This is a genomic window from Sphingomonas sp. MM-1 (genome assembly GCF_000347675.2).
Classification (GTDB): Bacteria; Pseudomonadota; Alphaproteobacteria; order Sphingomonadales; family Sphingomonadaceae; genus Sphingomonas_E; species Sphingomonas_E fennica.
Map to the genome: position 1 here is coordinate 2517158 of NC_020561.1, position 15066 is coordinate 2532223.

At 68.8% G+C, this 15066-nt stretch carries 21 protein-coding genes; 10 read left to right on the forward strand and 11 right to left on the reverse strand.

The window, feature by feature from the left end:
• Nucleotides 1-51: 51 nt before the first annotated feature.
• From G432_RS12085 to pal, 7 genes are all read left to right on the forward strand, one after another.
• Nucleotides 52-516, forward strand: coding sequence for a YbgC/FadM family acyl-CoA thioesterase (locus tag G432_RS12085; protein WP_015459114.1), 465 nt, complete (start codon nt 52-54; stop codon nt 514-516).
• Nucleotides 513-1199, forward strand: a complete 687-nt coding sequence (tolQ, locus tag G432_RS12090) for a protein TolQ (RefSeq protein ID WP_015459115.1) — start codon at nt 513-515, stop codon at nt 1197-1199. Before G432_RS12085 ends, tolQ begins: the two co-directional genes overlap by 4 nt.
• On the forward strand, nt 1199-1642 hold the full coding sequence (tolR, locus tag G432_RS12095) for a protein TolR (RefSeq protein ID WP_015459116.1): 444 nt from the start codon (nt 1199-1201) through the stop codon (nt 1640-1642). Before tolQ ends, tolR begins: the two co-directional genes overlap by 1 nt.
• The gene (locus G432_RS12100; RefSeq protein WP_015459117.1) at nt 1639-2487 is read left to right on the forward strand and encodes a hypothetical protein; all 849 of its coding nucleotides are present in this window, start codon (nt 1639-1641) and stop codon (nt 2485-2487) included. Before tolR ends, G432_RS12100 begins: the two co-directional genes overlap by 4 nt.
• Nucleotides 2484-2921 (forward strand): hypothetical protein, encoded by a 438-nt coding sequence (locus tag G432_RS12105; protein WP_015459118.1) that lies wholly within the window; start codon nt 2484-2486, stop codon nt 2919-2921. Before G432_RS12100 ends, G432_RS12105 begins: the two co-directional genes overlap by 4 nt.
• A gap of 65 nt (nt 2922-2986) precedes the next feature.
• Nucleotides 2987-4309 carry a Tol-Pal system beta propeller repeat protein TolB gene (gene tolB / locus G432_RS12110; RefSeq protein WP_015459119.1) on the forward strand — a complete coding sequence of 441 codons (1323 nt, stop codon included), beginning with the start codon at nt 2987-2989 and terminating at the stop codon, nt 4307-4309.
• 76 nt (nt 4310-4385) lie between these two features.
• Nucleotides 4386-4913, forward strand: coding sequence for a peptidoglycan-associated lipoprotein Pal (pal, locus tag G432_RS12115; RefSeq protein ID WP_015459120.1), 528 nt, complete (start codon nt 4386-4388; stop codon nt 4911-4913).
• A 39-nt stretch (nt 4914-4952) separates the two neighbouring features.
• Here the strand turns inward: pal and G432_RS12120 are convergent, their stop codons facing one another.
• Genes G432_RS12120 through G432_RS12140 form a run of 5 tightly spaced genes read right to left on the reverse strand, consistent with a single transcriptional unit; the run spans nt 4953 to nt 9128 of the window.
• On the reverse strand, nt 4953-5807 hold the full coding sequence (locus G432_RS12120; RefSeq protein WP_015459121.1) for a S1/P1 nuclease: 855 nt from the start codon (nt 5805-5807) through the stop codon (nt 4953-4955).
• A 39-nt stretch (nt 5808-5846) separates the two neighbouring features.
• Nucleotides 5847-7019 carry a GNAT family N-acetyltransferase gene (locus G432_RS12125; RefSeq protein ID WP_084673655.1) on the reverse strand — a complete coding sequence of 391 codons (1173 nt, stop codon included), beginning with the start codon at nt 7017-7019 and terminating at the stop codon, nt 5847-5849.
• Nucleotides 6982-7752, reverse strand: a complete 771-nt coding sequence (locus G432_RS12130; protein WP_041864896.1) for a glycerophosphodiester phosphodiesterase family protein — start codon at nt 7750-7752, stop codon at nt 6982-6984. The genes G432_RS12125 and G432_RS12130 overlap by 38 nt, the downstream gene beginning before the upstream one ends.
• Nucleotides 7724-8191 (reverse strand): RidA family protein, encoded by a 468-nt coding sequence (locus G432_RS12135; RefSeq protein ID WP_015459124.1) that lies wholly within the window; start codon nt 8189-8191, stop codon nt 7724-7726. The genes G432_RS12130 and G432_RS12135 overlap by 29 nt, the downstream gene beginning before the upstream one ends.
• 31 nt (nt 8192-8222) lie before the next feature.
• Complete coding sequence (locus G432_RS12140; protein WP_041865383.1) at nt 8223-9128, reverse strand: DMT family transporter; 906 nt, start codon at nt 9126-9128, stop codon at nt 8223-8225.
• Between the two features lie 101 nt (nt 9129-9229).
• Between G432_RS12140 and G432_RS12145 the strand changes: the two genes are divergently transcribed.
• A complete protein-coding gene (locus G432_RS12145; RefSeq protein WP_051128730.1) occupies nt 9230-9919 on the forward strand; it encodes a phytanoyl-CoA dioxygenase family protein in 690 nt (229 codons plus the stop codon).
• A gap of 15 nt (nt 9920-9934) precedes the next feature.
• Here the strand turns inward: G432_RS12145 and G432_RS12150 are convergent, their stop codons facing one another.
• Genes G432_RS12150 through G432_RS12160 form a run of 3 tightly spaced genes read right to left on the reverse strand, consistent with a single transcriptional unit; the run spans nt 9935 to nt 11746 of the window.
• Nucleotides 9935-10819 carry an alpha/beta hydrolase gene (locus G432_RS12150; protein ID WP_015459127.1) on the reverse strand — a complete coding sequence of 295 codons (885 nt, stop codon included), beginning with the start codon at nt 10817-10819 and terminating at the stop codon, nt 9935-9937.
• 37 nt (nt 10820-10856) lie between these two features.
• Nucleotides 10857-11480, reverse strand: a complete 624-nt coding sequence (locus G432_RS12155) for a hypothetical protein (RefSeq protein ID WP_015459128.1) — start codon at nt 11478-11480, stop codon at nt 10857-10859.
• Entirely contained in the window at nt 11477-11746 is a 270-nt protein-coding gene (locus tag G432_RS12160; RefSeq protein WP_015459129.1) for a DUF3572 family protein, read from the reverse strand. Before G432_RS12160 ends, G432_RS12155 begins: the two co-directional genes overlap by 4 nt.
• 41 nt (nt 11747-11787) lie before the next feature.
• Between G432_RS12160 and G432_RS12165 the strand changes: the two genes are divergently transcribed.
• Nucleotides 11788-12150, forward strand: coding sequence for a response regulator (locus G432_RS12165; protein ID WP_015459130.1), 363 nt, complete (start codon nt 11788-11790; stop codon nt 12148-12150).
• A 126-nt stretch (nt 12151-12276) separates the two neighbouring features.
• Here the strand turns inward: G432_RS12165 and rpmG are convergent, their stop codons facing one another.
• Nucleotides 12277-12444 (reverse strand): 50S ribosomal protein L33, encoded by a 168-nt coding sequence (gene rpmG, locus G432_RS12170; protein WP_015459131.1) that lies wholly within the window; start codon nt 12442-12444, stop codon nt 12277-12279.
• Nucleotides 12445-12686: 242 nt separating this feature from the next.
• On the opposite strand from rpmG, the gene G432_RS12175 reads away from it, so the two are divergent.
• A complete protein-coding gene (locus G432_RS12175) occupies nt 12687-12929 on the forward strand; it encodes a hypothetical protein (RefSeq protein WP_015459132.1) in 243 nt (80 codons plus the stop codon).
• A 16-nt stretch (nt 12930-12945) separates the two neighbouring features.
• On the opposite strand, the gene G432_RS12180 is transcribed toward G432_RS12175, so the two are convergent.
• Nucleotides 12946-13842 (reverse strand): polysaccharide deacetylase family protein, encoded by an 897-nt coding sequence (locus G432_RS12180; protein ID WP_015459133.1) that lies wholly within the window; start codon nt 13840-13842, stop codon nt 12946-12948.
• Complete coding sequence (locus G432_RS12185; RefSeq protein WP_015459134.1) at nt 13839-15065, reverse strand: SGNH/GDSL hydrolase family protein; 1227 nt, start codon at nt 15063-15065, stop codon at nt 13839-13841. Before G432_RS12185 ends, G432_RS12180 begins: the two co-directional genes overlap by 4 nt.
• Nucleotide 15066 lies beyond the last annotated feature (1 nt).

Sequence of the window (15066 nt, forward strand, 5' to 3'; positions counted from 1 at the left end):
CGCCGACTTTGGGGTTCCGGTCGCGAATCGGACAAGCTAGACCGCTGGGCCATGGTTAAGGATGCGTTGGATCAGCCCTTCGAGGGCCGCTTCGTCGGCACGGAGCACCGCTTCGCGCTGCGCGTCTATTTCGAGGACACCGATCTTTCGGGCGTGGTCTATCACGCCAATTATCTGCGCTTCATGGAACGCGCCCGCAGCGACATGCTGCGCGTCGCCGGGATCGACCAGCGCGCCGCGCAGGAAGGGGGCGAGGGCTATTATGCCGTCGCGGACCTTTCCATCCGCTACCGCCGGCCGGCAAAGCTGGACGATGCGCTGCTGGTGGTTTCGCAAGTGAGGGAAATTCGCGCGGCTTCGTGCGTCATTCATCAGAGAGTCATGCGGGGTGGGGAGGTAGTCGCCGAAGCGGACGTCACCGCGGCCTTCCTCTCCCCCGACGGTCGGCCACGGCGGCAGCCACGTGGCTGGATCGAAATATTCGAACGGCTGAAAGGGAATTCTGACCGATCATGACCATTGCGCCCACGGAATCGCTGCTATCCCCCGTAACCTTGTTCATGCAGGCCGATTTCGTCGTGAAGGCGGTGATGATCGGGCTGGTGCTGGCGAGCATCTGGACGTGGACGATCATCCTGGCCCACGGCACGCGCCTTCGGAAGATTTCCAAGGCCAACGAGGCCTTCGAACGCGAATTCTGGAAAGCGGAGGATATCGACCGCTTCTATGACGGTCCCGGCCGTTCCGACCTGCCGAGCGCCAAGGTGTTTTCGGCCGGCGTTTCCGAATGGCGGCGATCGACCAAGGGCGACCGCATCGACCGCGAAGGCACGCGCGCGCGGCTGGCGACGTCGATGGGCGTGGCCGTGGCGGCCGAGGTGGACCGGCTTTCCGACCGGCTGAACATCCTCGCCACCATCGGATCGGTGGCGCCGTTCGTCGGCCTGTTCGGCACGGTGTGGGGCATCATGAAGAGCTTCACCGATATCGCGGCCCAGCAGAACACGTCGCTCGGTGTCGTCGCCCCCGGCATCGCCGAGGCGCTGTTCGCCACCGCGCTCGGCCTGTTCGCGGCCATCCCGGCGGTGATCGCCTATAACCGCCTGACCCATGTGCTGAACCGGATCGAGGCGCGCCTCCACCGCTTCGCCGACGGCTTCCATGCGACGCTGAGCCGCGAGCTGGAGGTCGAGGGCTGATGGGCATGGGGCCGGTGCAGGGCCGCGGGCCTGGCGGCCGCCGCGCGCCGATGGCGGAGATCAACGTCACGCCGCTGGTGGACGTGATGCTGGTGCTGCTGATCATCTTCATGATCGCCGCCCCGCTGATGGCGACGGGCGTGCCGGTGAACCTGCCCGACAGCCGCGCCGGCGCGCTGGACCAGAAGGACCAGCCGATCATGATTTCGATCGACGGGACCGGCAAGGTGTTTCTCGACGATCAGGAAGTGCTGGAATCCACGCTGGCGGCGCGGCTGGGCGACATCGCGGCGACGCGCGGCCATGGCAAGGATGCGCCCCAGATCTTCCTGCGCGCCGATCGCGGCCTGGATTATGGCCGGGTGATGCGGGTGATGGGCGAGCTCAACCGCGCCGGGCTGAACAAGGTGGCGCTGGTTACGGCGGGCGAAGACAGATCGTGATCGATCGCGCGGAGAAGGCTGGTTTCGGCGTTGCGCTGATAGGGCATGCCGCCCTGTTCGCGGTGCTGTCGCTCGGCATCTTCACCACCGTGCGCCTGCCGCCGGCGGTGAACGAGCCGCTCGACGTGATCCTGACCGACGAAGTGGGGCTGCGTTCGGCGGTGCCCAATCCGGCGACCGAGGCGCCGGCGCCATCGGAAGCGCCCGAGACGGGGCCGCCCGAGGAGCCCGCGCCCGCCGAGCCGACGCCTGCGCCGCCCGAGCCCGCGCCGACCCCCAAGGCGGCGGAGCCGACACCCGCGCCGAAGCCGGCCGACAAGCCGAAGCCCGCGGAAAAGCCCAAGCCCGCCGAAAAGGCGCCGGCGAAGGACAAGGAGGATGCGAGCGATCGCCGCCGTCCCGACCGGGAAACCAAGGGCAAGGCGGAAAAGCCCGCTGGATCGCGGCTGGGCGCCAATTTCCTGAAGGGCATTTCCGATGATCCCAAGGGCAAGGCTGCGAGCCCGCGGGCGGCGGTGAGCGGGGCGGCGATGCAGGGGTTGGCGGCCGCGCTCGCCCGTCAGTTCAAGCCCTGCTACGAGCTGGGATCGCTGCAGGGCACATCGGCGATGAGCATCGTGACGACGCTGCGCCTGCGCTACAAGCCGGACGGCACCGTGGCGATCGAGCCCGAGATGGTCGAGCAGACCGGCGTCAACGATGCCAATCGCTCCTATGCCCGGCAGATGAGCGACATCGCGCGGCGCGCGGTGCTGCGCTGCACGCCGGTGAAGCTGCCGGCGGAGCTTTATGAAGGCGGCTGGAACGATTTCCAGCTTCGCTTCATTCCGAGCCAACTGGGATGAGGCAGGCATGGCGCGCCTCCATCCCCCTGGCGCTGGGGCTGCCGTTCGTGTCGGCCGGGTGCACCGCGCCCCGGACGGCCGGGGCGGCGGTGGCGCCGGTGCCCGCGCCCGAGCGCGCGGCGGCGATGCGGGCGATCCAGGTGGCGGCCGATCAGGTGAAGCGCTGCTACCGCTCGCCCCGAAGCGCGGGCGCGGCGCGGACGATCGCGACCACGCTTACCGTGCGCTACGCGCCGGACGGCACGCTGATCGGGTTGCCGCAGGTGGCGCGGCAATCGGGCGTGACGCCGGAACTATCGGCGCAGGCGGAGCGGATGGCGGAAGCAGCCGCGCTCGCCGTGCTGCGCTGCCAGCCGATCCGCCTGCCGGCGGACCTTTACGAAAATGGCTGGAGCGAGTTTCAGCTGACATTCAGCCCGGGCGGGGCGGCATGACGGGCCGGGCAATGGACAAGGAACGGGAGACGATGATGAACCCGACAGGGACGAACCCGCGAGGGATGAAGCCGATGCGAACCCTGCTGCTGGCCGCGGCGCTGGCGGCGCCGCTGCCAGCGGCGGCGCAATCCATCACGGTCGACATCACGGGCGGTATTTCCTCGCCCATGCCGATCGCTATCCCGTCGATGCCGACGCCGGCGATCGTGCAGACGGCGGCGGGCGATACCTCCGCGCTCGGGCGGCAGGTGGCGGACGTGATCACCAACGATCTGCGCAACAGCGGCCTGTTCCAGCCGATCGGGCCGAACGCGCTGGGCCAGGTGAACTTCGCGCAGGTGACGGCGCCCGATTTCCCCTTCTGGGTGGGCACGGGCGCGCAGGCGCTGGTGCAGGGCTTCGCCCAGGCCAATGGCGACGGCACCATCACCGTCGGCTGCTACCTCTATGACGTATTCGCCAAGACGGAGATGGCGCGGCAGGGCTTCGTCGTCCAGCCGGCGCAATGGCGCCGCGCCGCGCATAAATGCGCCGACACCGTCTATACCCGGCTGACCGGCGAAGGCCCCTATTTCGACAGCCGCGTGGTCTACGTCTCCGAAACCGGGCCGAAGAAGAACCGCATCAAGCGGCTGGCGATCATGGACCAGGACGGCGCCAACCACCGCTTCCTCACCAACGGCCAGAATATCGTGCTGACGCCGCGCTTCGCGCCCAACCAGCAATCGATCGTCTACATGTCCTTCGTCAACGATCGGCCGCGCGTCTATGTCTATGACGTCGGTTCCGGCCGGCAGCGGCTGGTGCTGGACCAGCCGAACATGACCTTCGCGCCGCGCTTCTCCCCCGATGGCCGCTTCATCGTCTTCTCGATGGCGATCAACGGCAACACCGACATCTATCGCGTATCGGCGAGCGGCGGCCCGGCGACGCGGCTGACGACGTCGCCCGGCATCGACACGGCGCCCAGCTACTCGCCAGACGGCAGCCGCATCGTCTTCGAAAGCGATCGTTCGGGCACGCAGCAAATCTATGTGATGAGCGCGGACGGATCCGGCCAGCAGCGGATCAGCTTCGGTTCCGGCCGCTATGCGACGCCGGTGTGGAGCCCCAAGGGCGACCTGATCGCCTTCACCAAGATCGGCGCGGGCTTCCGCATCGGCATCATGGGCGTCGACGGATCGGGCGAGAAGCTGCTGACCGACGCCTGGCAGGATGAAGGGCCGAGCTGGTCGCCCAACGGCCGCGTCATCATGTTCTTCCGCACGGCGCAAGGGTCCGGCAAGGCCGACCTGTGGTCGGTCGATCTGACCGGCGTGAACGAAAAACGCGTTCCTACCCCGCTGGATGGATCCGATCCGGCCTGGGGGCCGTTACTGCCCTGAAATGGGTTGACCGCTGCCCTGCTTTCGGTTCATCGTTCCAAACAAACAACTCGTCGCTAAAATCAAGGAGATCGACATGCAGAACCTGACGACCAAGCTGCTGATGGCGGCGGCTCTCGTCGCCGTGGCCGGCTGTTCCAAGAAGCCGCCGGCGCAGCTGCCGCCGGCTCCGCCCACCGAATCCACCCCGGCGCCCGAGACGACGCAGCCGGAAGGCCCGGTGGCGTCGACCGTCGTGCCCGGATCGAAGGAGGATTTCCTCCAGCAGGTGGGTTCCGACCGCGTGTTCTTCGGCACCGACAAATATGACCTCGACAGCGAGGCGCGCGCCATCCTGGACCGGCAGGCCGACTGGCTCGCCAAATATCCGAACGTGCGCGTGACGGTGGAAGGCCATTGCGACGAGCGCGGCACCCGTGAATATAACCTCGCGCTGGGCGATCGCCGCGCCAATTCGGCCAAGAATTATCTGGCGACCAAGATTGACGCCTCGCGCATCTCGACCGTGAGCTACGGCAAGGAGCGTCCGGCGGTGGAAGGTTCGGACGAGTCCGCCTGGGCCCAGAACCGCCGCGCGGTTTCGGTCGTCATCACCGGCATGTGATCCGAAGGGGAGGGGCCGGCCGGGTCCCTCCCCTTTCCCTTACCCCAGCGCTTCGTCCAGCAGCCGCGCCAGGCGGACGCCGCCGCGCACCGCCTGGAGCCGGAGCACGGGGATCAGCTTTTCGATCGTCGCCTCGTCGATCTTCACGCGCTGGTCGGGCGTGGGGGCGCAGGGATCGCCCAGCACGCTGGCATAAGCGGAATCCCGCGCGACCTGCCAATTCTCGCGCGACCAATCCTCCACCGTGCCTTCGCGCATCGCGGCGCGGGCCGGCGGGCCATATTCCTCCAGCAGCCCCTTCGCCCCGCCCGGTGGCGTGGAAAGCGCGCGATCGGCCAGCAGGCCATCCCATACCGAGTGGAGATTGGCGCGGCCCTCGATCACCCCATAGGCCGCCTTCACCCGATTGCCGCCGAGATCGGCCTTGTCGCCGGCGTGGAGCGGCTGGTGCAGATCGCCCATGAAATGGACGAGGAAGACCAGCGCCATCACCCGTTCGCGCACCGGCACCGTGCGATCCTTGAGCAGCCGCGCATTGCGTTCGATCTGGGCGGAAACGCAATTGCCGTCCGGGCAATTGGGCTTGATCGCGAACGGCTTGCAGATGTTCACGTTCTGATAGTGCCAGTTATAGGCATAGCTGAAGCGATCGCCGAGCGGCTTCACGCAATCGGGCCACACGCTCGCCTGCTCGATGGTGCGGGCGGGGCAGGTGGGCGTTTCCAGCAGGTCGGACCGGGCGAGCAGCCGGCGGATCGCGGCGCGGGTGGAGGGCTTCACCTGCGCCATGGCGATGCTGGCGACGGTTTCATGGCCATATTCCCACCAGGCCGCGGCGGGCGTGGCGGCGATGAGCGAGCCGAGAAGGGCGAACAGAGCGAGGATGCGATTCATGCGCCCGCCCTTAGCCGCAACAGATGACGATTTGAAACGTCAGCTCCGCCTGAACGGCCCCATTTCGGCGAGCATTTCGATCTCATCGTCAACGGCCCGGCGCTCGGCGGCCAGATAGTCGGCCACGGCGCGGCGGAAGCCGGGATCGGGAATGAAATGGGCGGACCAGGTGGCGACCGGCTCATAACCGCGCGCCAGCTTGTGCTCGCCCTGCGCGCCGGCTTCCACCCGGGCGAGGCCGCGGGCGATGGCGGCATCGATCGCCTGATAGTAGCAGAGCTCGAAATGGAGGAAGGGCACCTCCTCCGTCGCGCCCCAATAGCGGCCGTAGAGCGTGTCCCCGCCGATCAGGTTGAGCGCGCCGGCGATCGGCCGGCCATCGCGCAGCGCCAGCATCAGCAACACCCTGTCCGCCATCCGCTCGCCCAGCGCGGAGAAGAAAGCGCGGGTGAGATAGGGGCGGCCCCATTTGCGGGCGCCGGTATCCTGATAGAAGGCCCAGAAGGCGTCCCAATGCGCCTCGGTGAGATCGCCGCCGGAAAGATGGACGATATCCAGCCCCGCGACGGCGGCGGTGCGTTCCTTGCGGATCGCCTTGCGCTTGCGGCTGGCCAGCGCGTCCAGGAAATCGTCGAAGCAGCCATAACCCTGGTTGGCCCAGTGGAACTGGCGGTCCGACCGGATCAGCCAGCCGGCGGCCTCGAACAGCGGCACCTGATCGGGCGCGACGAAGGTGGCGTGCGCCGACGACAGGCCGTTCTGGCGGACGACGGTTTCGATCGCGGCGATCAGCGCCGGGGCGGCCGCCGCCTCGCCATCGCGCAGCAGCAGGCGGGGGCCGGGCACGGGGCTGAAGGGTGCCGCGATCTGGAGCTTGGGGTAATAACGCCCGCCGGCCCGTTCCCAGGCATCCGCCCAGGCATGGTCGAACACATATTCGCCCTGGCTGTGGCTCTTGCCATAGGCCGGGGCGATCGCAGCGGGGCGCCCGTCCGCGCCGTCCACGATGATCGGCAGGGGCTGCCAGCCGGTGCGCGGGCCGACGCTGCCCGAATCCTCCAGCGCGGAAAGGAAGGCGTGCGACACGAAGGGATTGCCCGTGCCGGCGCAGGCATCCCAATCGGCGGCGGGAACGGCCGAGACGCCATCGGCCATGCGCGCGACGATATCGCGATCAGCCAAGGGGATGCTCGTGGATCGGGGCGTCGGCATGCGCGGCGACGGTCGCTTCGTCGGCGTCGGTCCGCACCGTCCAGCTCAGCACCGGAATGCCCCGGCGGCGCTGGGCGGCGGCGAAGGGGGAGGGCAGATCGCGCACGTCATAGGCGAGGAAATCGGGACGCGCCCGCCAGAGCGCAAGATGGCGGCGCAGGCGGCCCGGCAGGTTCCGGTCCTTCTCCTCCGTCACCACCAGCCCGCGCACGATGGCCGGCGCATGGATGGAGAACCAGCGGGCCACTTCGGGGTTGAAGGACATCACGGCAACCGCGCCGGAATAGCCGGCAAGCGCATCGCGGACGGCCGCGCAGAGGCGCGCGGGCCGGCGGTGGCGGCTCTTGACCTCGATCAGCAGCGGGACCCGGCCGGCGATGAGGCTGAGGATTTCTGCGAGCGTCGGCAGCGTCTCGCCATCGCTCCCTGCGAGCGCGATCCGGCCGAGTGCTGCGGCATCGAGATCGGCCAGCGCGCCCGATCGGCCGGTCAGCCTGTCCAGCGTGGCATCGTGGAAGACGATGGCCTGGCCGTCCGCGGATTGCTGGACGTCGAGCTCGATCCCGTCGCCATGGGCGATGGCGGCGGCGAAGGCCGCGCGGCTGTTCTCCACCCGGCCGCGTCCATGGAGGCCGCGATGGGCGAAGCGGCGGCCTTTCAGGAAGGCGATCCGCTCCGCCGCGGGCGCCGGCGCGAACAGCGCGTCAGGCAGGCCGGACGGCAACGACCGCATCGACCTCGACGCAGGCGCCGAGCGGCAGCACCGGCACGCCGACGGCCGAACGGGCATGGCGGCCGGCATCGCCGAACACGGCGGCCATCAGTTCCGACGCGCCGTTGGCGACCTTGGGCTGATCGGTGAAATCAGCGGTGGAGGAGATGAAGGCGCCGAGCTTGACGATCCGTTCGACGCGATCCAGATCGCCGCCCAGCGCCGCCTTGATCTGCGCGATCAGCATCAGCCCGCAACGTTCGGCGGCGGCGCGGCCGCCCTCCACGTCGACATCCTCGCCGAGCCGGCCGGTCATCAGCGATCCGTCCGCGCGGAACGGCAATTGGCCGGAGATGTGGAGAAGCCCGTTCGCCTCGACCGCCGGCACATAAGCGGCGACGGGGGCGGCGGGCTGGGGAAGGGTGAGGCCGAGTTCGGCGATGCGCGCTTCGATGCTCATGCCCGCCTCTTCCGCCGCCGGGCGCGTTGCGTCAAGGGGCGGGGCGCCGCTGGAGCAGCGCCGTCATGCCGATGCCGCCCAGGATCAGCGCCATGCCGGCGAGGTGATAGCCGTGCAGCGGCTCGTCCAGCAGCGCGGCGGCAAGGCCGGCGCCGAACAGCGGCATCAGGCTGATCGTCTGCCCCGCCCGGCCGGCGCCGATCATCTCGACGGCGGAATTGAACAGATAATAAGCGATCAGCGACGGCAGGATCGCGACATAGGCGAAGGCCCCGATCACCGCCGGGCGCCAGTGGATCGGCGGGGCGGCATGCCATTCCCACACCGCCAGCGGCAGCATCGCCAGCGCCGCGATCAGGAAGGTGGCGAAGAGGAAGCTCGCCTGGCTGATCGCCGGCCGGATGCGCAGCAGGCTGGTATAGATCGACCAGGCGAGCACCGCGCCCAGGATCAGGATATCGCCCTTGCCCAGCCGGAACCCGGCCAGCACGCCGAGATCTGCATGGGTGACGACCAGCAGCACCCCGATCGTCGACAAGGTGACACCGGCCACCTGCCACCCGCCGGCCCGGTCGCGGAAGAACAATGCATTGCAGACGAGCACCAGCGCCGGCGTCGCGGCTTGCAGCAGCAGGCCGTTGGTCGCGGTGGTGTGGTGCAGGCCCCAGTAAAGCAGCCCGTTGAAGCCGGAGACGCCGATCAGCCCCAATGCCAACACCGACTTCCATCCCGCGATCAGCGCCGCCTTGTCCCGCACCAGCCCCCGCCAGGCGATCGGCAGCAGGATGATGAGCGCCCCCGTCCAGCGGACGAAGGCGAGGGTGAAGGGCGGAATATCATCCCTGACCGCGCGGCCGACGATGGAATTGCCCGCCCAGAACAGCATGACGAAGGCCAGCATGGCATAAGCGCGAAGGGCGGGAGAACGCTCGGTCATGTCGGTTGCGTAGCGGGAGAAAGGGCGCGGAGCCAGCGGGTTGGCGCGGATTCGATCCGTCGGCATTGCGCCCCGGCCTATGTCCCTTCTACCAAGGGGCAATGGCTTTGCTTGTCGATGGCAGCGCGGACATGCGCCTGGAGCGAGACGGTGCGCAGTTATTCCCCGAAGCGGCGCGCGGCGATCTGGCGGCACTTCGCGCTGTTCTTGGCCGGCTGCCTGCGGACCATGCGGGGCTGCGCCTGAACGGTATCGCGGCGCTTTCGCCCTTCCTGTCCGCCGGCGGATCGATCGGTTCGGTTGCGGCCGGCCATCTGGGCCGCGCCAGCCGCCCGGTGAGGGCCATTCTTTTCGACAAGTCTCCGGCCATGAACTGGGCGCTGGGATGGCATCAGGATCGGACGATCTGCGTCGCCGAACGCCGTGACGTGCCCGGCTTCGGCCCCTGGACCGTGAAGCGGGGCATGCATCATGTGGCGCCGCCGCCATCGTTGCTGGCCGGGATGGTCACCTTGCGCGTCCATCTGGACGACGTGCCGGAAACCAATGCGCCGCTTTTGGTCGCGCCGGGATCGCACCGGTTGGGCAAGCTGCTGGAAGCCGATATCGCGGGAGTGGTGAAAGCCTGCGGCATTCGCGCCTGCCTGGCGGATGCCGGTGACGTCTGGCTCTATTCGACTCCCATATTGCATGCGTCGGACGCGGCGACGCACCCCGGCCGGCGGCGGGTGCTGCAGGTCGACTATGCCGCCGCGGACTTGCCGGGCGGCCTGCAATGGCTGGGCGTTTGACCGATCTTTCGCAATCTATCGCCCCCCGTGCCGGGTGAGGCAGGCTGGGGTCCGGGCGGGGGGATGATCGGTGAGGCGCCAGCCTTCGGGGAGGGTGGCCGGAAGGGCGGCGAGGCGGTCTTCGGCGATGAGGCGGATCGTGTCGGCGATGGCGGGGCCGAGGACGGGCATGTTCGGCTTGTGGGTGGCGCCCGGCATGGTGACGAGGAGCGCGCGGTTGCAGGCGGCGGCCAGCAGGCTTTGCGCCTGGGGCAGGGGGGCGACATCGTCCGCCGTGCCGTGGAAGATCACCACCGGCGGGGCGACGGCGGCGATGGCTTCGCGATTGTCCCAGCGATCGACCAGGAAAGGGCGGGCATAATCGGGCGCGACCTCGCCCAGCGCGGCGAAGGGCTCGATCAGGACGACACCGGCTACCGGCGCGCGGGTGGCCAGTTCGAGCGCGACCGCGCCGCCGAGCGAATGGCCGACCAGGAAGATGCGGGCGTCCGCGCTGTGGAGTTGCCGGGCGAGCGCGATGAAGGCCGCGCCGTCCCTCAGCAGCCCTTCGCGTGAGGGTGAGCCCGAATTGCCCGCGAAGCCGCGATAGGAGGCAACGAGGACGGCCGGCCCCTTGCCCGCGAGATATTGGGCATATTTGGCGCCCACGCCCTGATGCGCCCGGCGGCCGTGGAAGAAGATGATGACGTCATGGCTGCCCGGCTTTCCCGCCCAGTGGAAGCCCTGGAGGGCGATGCCGTCGGCGGTGGTGGCGCGGACTTCCGCCGGCGGCGATTTCGTCCAGTCGGCGATCGCGACGATATCCGTGCGGGGCTTGTAGAGATTCTGCCGGACGAAGCCCGCGCAGCCGCCGAAGGCGAGCAGCGCGGTGAGGAGGAGAAGGCGGAGGCCGGTCCGCACGGGCGCCCCCCCGCTTCCGCCGCCGCCTCGCGCGGCCTCAGGCGGCGGCCCGGGCCGCCAGCCGATCCAGCACCCAGGCCTTGGCGGACACCCAGTCGTCGATGCGGGCATGGGCGTGCGGGGCGGCCGGGATATGGGGCGCCATGCGGGGTTCGGCGACGAGGTGGAGGCGCCATACGTCCGGCGCGTGCTTCGCGACCGATTCGTGATGGACGGCAAGATCGTCCACGAACACCGTGGCGCCGGGGCGCAGTTCCTCGATCAGGCGGGCGACCGGCCGGCCCTTGCCGCCGCTGTTGCAGAGCACGCGATGGCGGATGCCGAGCGATTCCAGATGGGCCATGCGATGCGGGCGGCAATGTTCGCCGATATTGGTGAGGACGACGATGTCGGCATGCTCGGCGATCTCGCCCAGCGCCTCGATCGCATGCGGCACGGGCGTCTGCCGGTGCATCTCCGTCTGGAAGAAGGCGTCGAGCAGGGGCCACGCCTCCTCCGCGGGAACGGTCGAGCCGTCGGCGCGCCGGGTCATGGCGTTGAAGGTATCGTGCCGGTCTAGCGCGAAATCGATGCCGTGCGCCTCGTCGAGCCAGGCGCCGAAATGGGAGGCCATGTGCAGCAGCACTTCATCGCAATCGGTGACGAGCAGGGGACGGTTCATGCTTCCATTTCCATGCGGGCGGCGATCAACGCCTGGGGTGGGATATCAAGGGCGGCGGCGCAAGCGATCAGATCCGGCTCATGCCCTTCGAGGAAGGCCAGGACGGCGGCGAGCAGCGCCCGATCGTGGATGCGGCGGCGCAGCTCATCCGGGCCGATGCCGGTGAGCGCCAGGAAGCGATCGGCCCGGTCCGGCTCGCCAAGCGTCCAGGCGAGCGCGTTGAGGGCGATCGCGGCGCGGTCATGATTTGTTTCCGGTCCCGGCATAGTTTACAATCGTCCGCGGGTGTAGCGTGGTGGGGCGGCCTGTGTCCAAGAAAGTGCTCGTTGTCGAGGACAACGAACTCAACCTCAAGCTGTTCTGCGATCTGCTGCGCGCGCATGATTATGTGGCGGAGCCGGTGCGGGACGGGCGCGAGGCCGTGGACGTGGCGCGCAGCTTCGGCCCGGACCTCATCATCATGGACATCCAGCTCCCCCATGTCAGCGGGATCGAGCTGATCGAGCAGCTGAAGGCGGATGATGGGCTGCGGACCATTCCGATCATGGCGGTGACCGCCTATGCCGGCAAGGGCGACGAGGATCGCATCCGCGCCGCCGGGGCGGAAGCCTATGTCTCCAAGCCGATTTCGGTGATCCGCTTCGTGGAGGCGGTGGAGGCACTGGTCTGAGGACCGGCGGACGATCGACGCGGGCCAGACGACCGAAGCCCGGCCCACGCGCCCGATCCGCGATCGGGGCATGGCCGGGCATCGAACGATCCGCAAGCGCAAGGCGGGGTGACCCCGCCCGCCGGCTTACTTGATCTTGGCTTCCTTGAATTCCACGTGCGCCCGCTTGACCGGGTCATACTTGCGGAAGCTCAGCTTCTCGGTCTGGGTGCGCGGATTCTTCTTGGTCACGTAGAAGAAGCCGGTGTCGGCCGTGCTGACGAGCTTGATCTTGACGGTGGTCGGCTTGGCCATGACCCTTTGATCCTTCGAATTCTGCTGCTGCGTGCCGGGTGGCACGAAAAAATAAGGCGACGTCACCGCCGCCTGATTCCATCGGCAGGGCCAATGCGGCAGGCGGAGCCGAAAGTCAAGCCGAAGGGCGTCAAAGCCCCACGGCGCGCCGTTTCGCTTAATCCAACGCTAATCCTGAACCGACATGATGGCCGGCAGGAGGAAGAATCATGGCTTCGTTACGCCGAATCGAATCAGCGGCCATGGCCGGTGTCGAAGACGAGTTGAAGGCGCGCATCGCCCAGATCGACCGCGACATGCGGCTGCTATCCGTGGGCGAGCTGCGCCGCCGCGCGGATGCGATTGCCGAAGTGGCGCGGGCGAACGGCATGGAGCCGCTGGGCCGGCTGGCGGCCGATCTGGGCGATACGCTGCAGCGTTCGGGGCGCGGCGCGGGCGTGCGATCCTGCCTAGACGGCATGCGCGCGGCGATGGCCGGGCGCTGAGCCGGCCGAAACGGCGTCAGAGGCAGAGCTTTTCGATCCCTTCCCCCGGATCGTCATGGACGGGGGGAGCGAGGCCCTGCCCCGTCATCCGGCCTTCGAGGCTGGCGGCGCGCGCCGGCAGGCGGGGATCGACGTCGCTGGCATAGGCCGGATCGCGTTCCGCCCGGTCGAGCGGCACGAAGCGGACATTCCGCGCCGCATAGAGCGCGAGCAGGCGCGGCAGCATATGCGCGTCGAACGCGCCCGCGTGCATCAGCAGCACATAGGGTATGTCGCGGCCGTAGAGCGACTTCGCCATCGATCGGCTGCGGATGATCGCGGCATCGGCGGCGGCGAGGAAGCTGTGCTCAAGCGTGTCGATCGCGGCCTTGTCGCCTCTGGCGAGGCAGCGGGCATAAGGCGCGTTCCAGCGATAATCGCCGAAGCTCATCGTCACGGCGGCGATGCGATAGCCGCGGGTGGCCAACAGGCGGCGGATGGCGGCGCGGTGCGCGGGCGTTCCGCCTTCCGCCAGATAAGGGAAGCGGAACCAGCGGCGCCCTGGCTTCACACCCCATCGTTCCAGAAGCGGCTCGTTGCGCTCGATTTCCGTGGCGACAGCGGCGTCGTCGAGGGAATCGAGGCGGGCATGCGACCAGCCATGGTTGCCGAGCGGATATCCGGCGGCGCGCCAGGCGGCGAGCACCTTCTCCATCGCCGGATCGCCTGCCGTGGCGGCGCCGTTGACGAAGCCATGGACGGCAGGCACGCGCGCCGCCTTCAGCGCGGCCAGGATGCGATCGGCGACGGCGAGCGGGGTTTCCCCGGCCGGCAAGGGCTGGTGGACGGGAAGATCATCGAAGGTGATCGCGATTTCCGGGCCGGGCGGTCGCGGTGCGGTGGCCGCCAGCAGCAGCGCGGCCGCGATCGTCATCTGCCGAACAGGCCCAGCGGCACGGCATCGGCCATGGCGCGATAGCCCGCCGGCGAGGGGTGCAGGCCGTCGCCCGAATCATAATCGGCGCGCAGGCGATCGGGCCGGGCGGGATCGCGGGTCGCGGCGTCGAAATCCACCACGGCATCGAAATTGCCGGGCGTTCGGATCCAGGCGTTGATCGCCTGGCGATCGGCCTCGGCGCCGGCATCGGGATGATAATATTCCGATCCGCCATAAGGCAGGATCGTGGCGCCGATCGCCTTCACGCCCGCCGCCCGCGCGCGGGCGACGATCTGCGCATAGGTGGCGGTGATGCGGTGGACGAGATCGGCGCGCTGGGCGGGCGTGGCCGGCGCCTCGCGCGTCAGCCCGCCGAGATCGTTCACGCCTTCGAGCAGGACCAGATAGCGCACGCCGGGCTGGGCGAGGACATCACGATCGAAGCGCGCCAGCGCGTTGGGGCCGAGCCCGTCGATCAGCAGCCGGTTGCCGCCGATGCCGTGGTTCAGCACCGAGAGATGGCGCGTGGTCTGTGACGCCTGGAGGCGCTGCGCCAGGATATCCGGCCAGCGATCGTTGGCATTGGTGGTCGATCCGGCCCCGTCGGTGATCGAATCGCCGAGGGTGACGATGGCGGCCGATCCCTTTCCGGCGGCCACGTCGATACCGGCGATCTGATACCAGCGGTCGACCGTTTTGGCATCCGGCAGCTCCGCCGCGTCCACCTGGTCGCCATGGACGAGGTAGCTGGTGGTGCGCGATCCGGGATGGCCGGTCTGCTGCGCGGGCGGATCGGGCAGGTGGAAGCTGATCGCGACGCTGCCGAGCGGCGGCACGGCAAGATCGATGGGATCGGAGAGCCAGCTTGCGCCCGCCGGGACGATCACATCCTGCCGGCCGGCGAAGGTGACGATGCGGCCGCGCGCGGCATCGATCCGCGGCGATCCGGGCCGGCCGGGGGCGACATGGACGCGGGAGAAACGCAGCGGCGCCGTGCCGAAGGCGTTGGAGAGGCGGACGCGGATGGTCTTGCCGCCGGCCGAGAGGCGGACGATCTGCCGCAGCGTCGCATCGCGCAGATCGGCGGGGTCGAGTGCGTTGCGCGGCTCGGGTATCTGTTGCGACGCGGCCCAGCTTCCCACCCAGCGTGCTTCCTTCGAGATCGCGGGGGAGGCGGCGATGGCGAGAGCGAGGGCCAGCCCGGTCAGGAAGCGCTTCATG

Coding starts and splice junctions, on each gene's coding strand:
- G432_RS12085 (WP_015459114.1), top strand. CDS start 52: ATGGTTAAGGATGCGTTGGATCAGCCCTTCGAGGGCCGCTTCGTCGGC.
- tolQ (WP_015459115.1), top strand. CDS start 513: ATGACCATTGCGCCCACGGAATCGCTGCTATCCCCCGTAACCTTGTTC.
- tolR (WP_015459116.1), top strand. CDS start 1,199: ATGGGCATGGGGCCGGTGCAGGGCCGCGGGCCTGGCGGCCGCCGCGCG.
- G432_RS12105 (WP_015459118.1), top strand. CDS start 2,484: ATGAGGCAGGCATGGCGCGCCTCCATCCCCCTGGCGCTGGGGCTGCCG.
- tolB (WP_015459119.1), top strand. CDS start 2,987: ATGAAGCCGATGCGAACCCTGCTGCTGGCCGCGGCGCTGGCGGCGCCG.
- pal (WP_015459120.1), top strand. CDS start 4,386: ATGCAGAACCTGACGACCAAGCTGCTGATGGCGGCGGCTCTCGTCGCC.
- G432_RS12120 (WP_015459121.1), bottom strand. CDS start 5,807: ATGAATCGCATCCTCGCTCTGTTCGCCCTTCTCGGCTCGCTCATCGCC.
- G432_RS12125 (WP_084673655.1), bottom strand. CDS start 7,019: ATGCCGACGCCCCGATCCACGAGCATCCCCTTGGCTGATCGCGATATC.
- G432_RS12130 (WP_041864896.1), bottom strand. CDS start 7,752: ATGCGGTCGTTGCCGTCCGGCCTGCCTGACGCGCTGTTCGCGCCGGCG.
- G432_RS12135 (WP_015459124.1), bottom strand. CDS start 8,191: ATGAGCATCGAAGCGCGCATCGCCGAACTCGGCCTCACCCTTCCCCAG.
- G432_RS12140 (WP_041865383.1), bottom strand. CDS start 9,128: ATGACCGAGCGTTCTCCCGCCCTTCGCGCTTATGCCATGCTGGCCTTC.
- G432_RS12145 (WP_051128730.1), top strand. CDS start 9,230: ATGGCTTTGCTTGTCGATGGCAGCGCGGACATGCGCCTGGAGCGAGAC.
- G432_RS12155 (WP_015459128.1), bottom strand. CDS start 11,480: ATGAACCGTCCCCTGCTCGTCACCGATTGCGATGAAGTGCTGCTGCAC.
- G432_RS12160 (WP_015459129.1), bottom strand. CDS start 11,746: ATGCCGGGACCGGAAACAAATCATGACCGCGCCGCGATCGCCCTCAAC.
- rpmG (WP_015459131.1), bottom strand. CDS start 12,444: ATGGCCAAGCCGACCACCGTCAAGATCAAGCTCGTCAGCACGGCCGAC.
- G432_RS12175 (WP_015459132.1), top strand. CDS start 12,687: ATGGCCGGTGTCGAAGACGAGTTGAAGGCGCGCATCGCCCAGATCGAC.
- G432_RS12180 (WP_015459133.1), bottom strand. CDS start 13,842: ATGACGATCGCGGCCGCGCTGCTGCTGGCGGCCACCGCACCGCGACCG.
- G432_RS12185 (WP_015459134.1), bottom strand. CDS start 15,065: ATGAAGCGCTTCCTGACCGGGCTGGCCCTCGCTCTCGCCATCGCCGCC.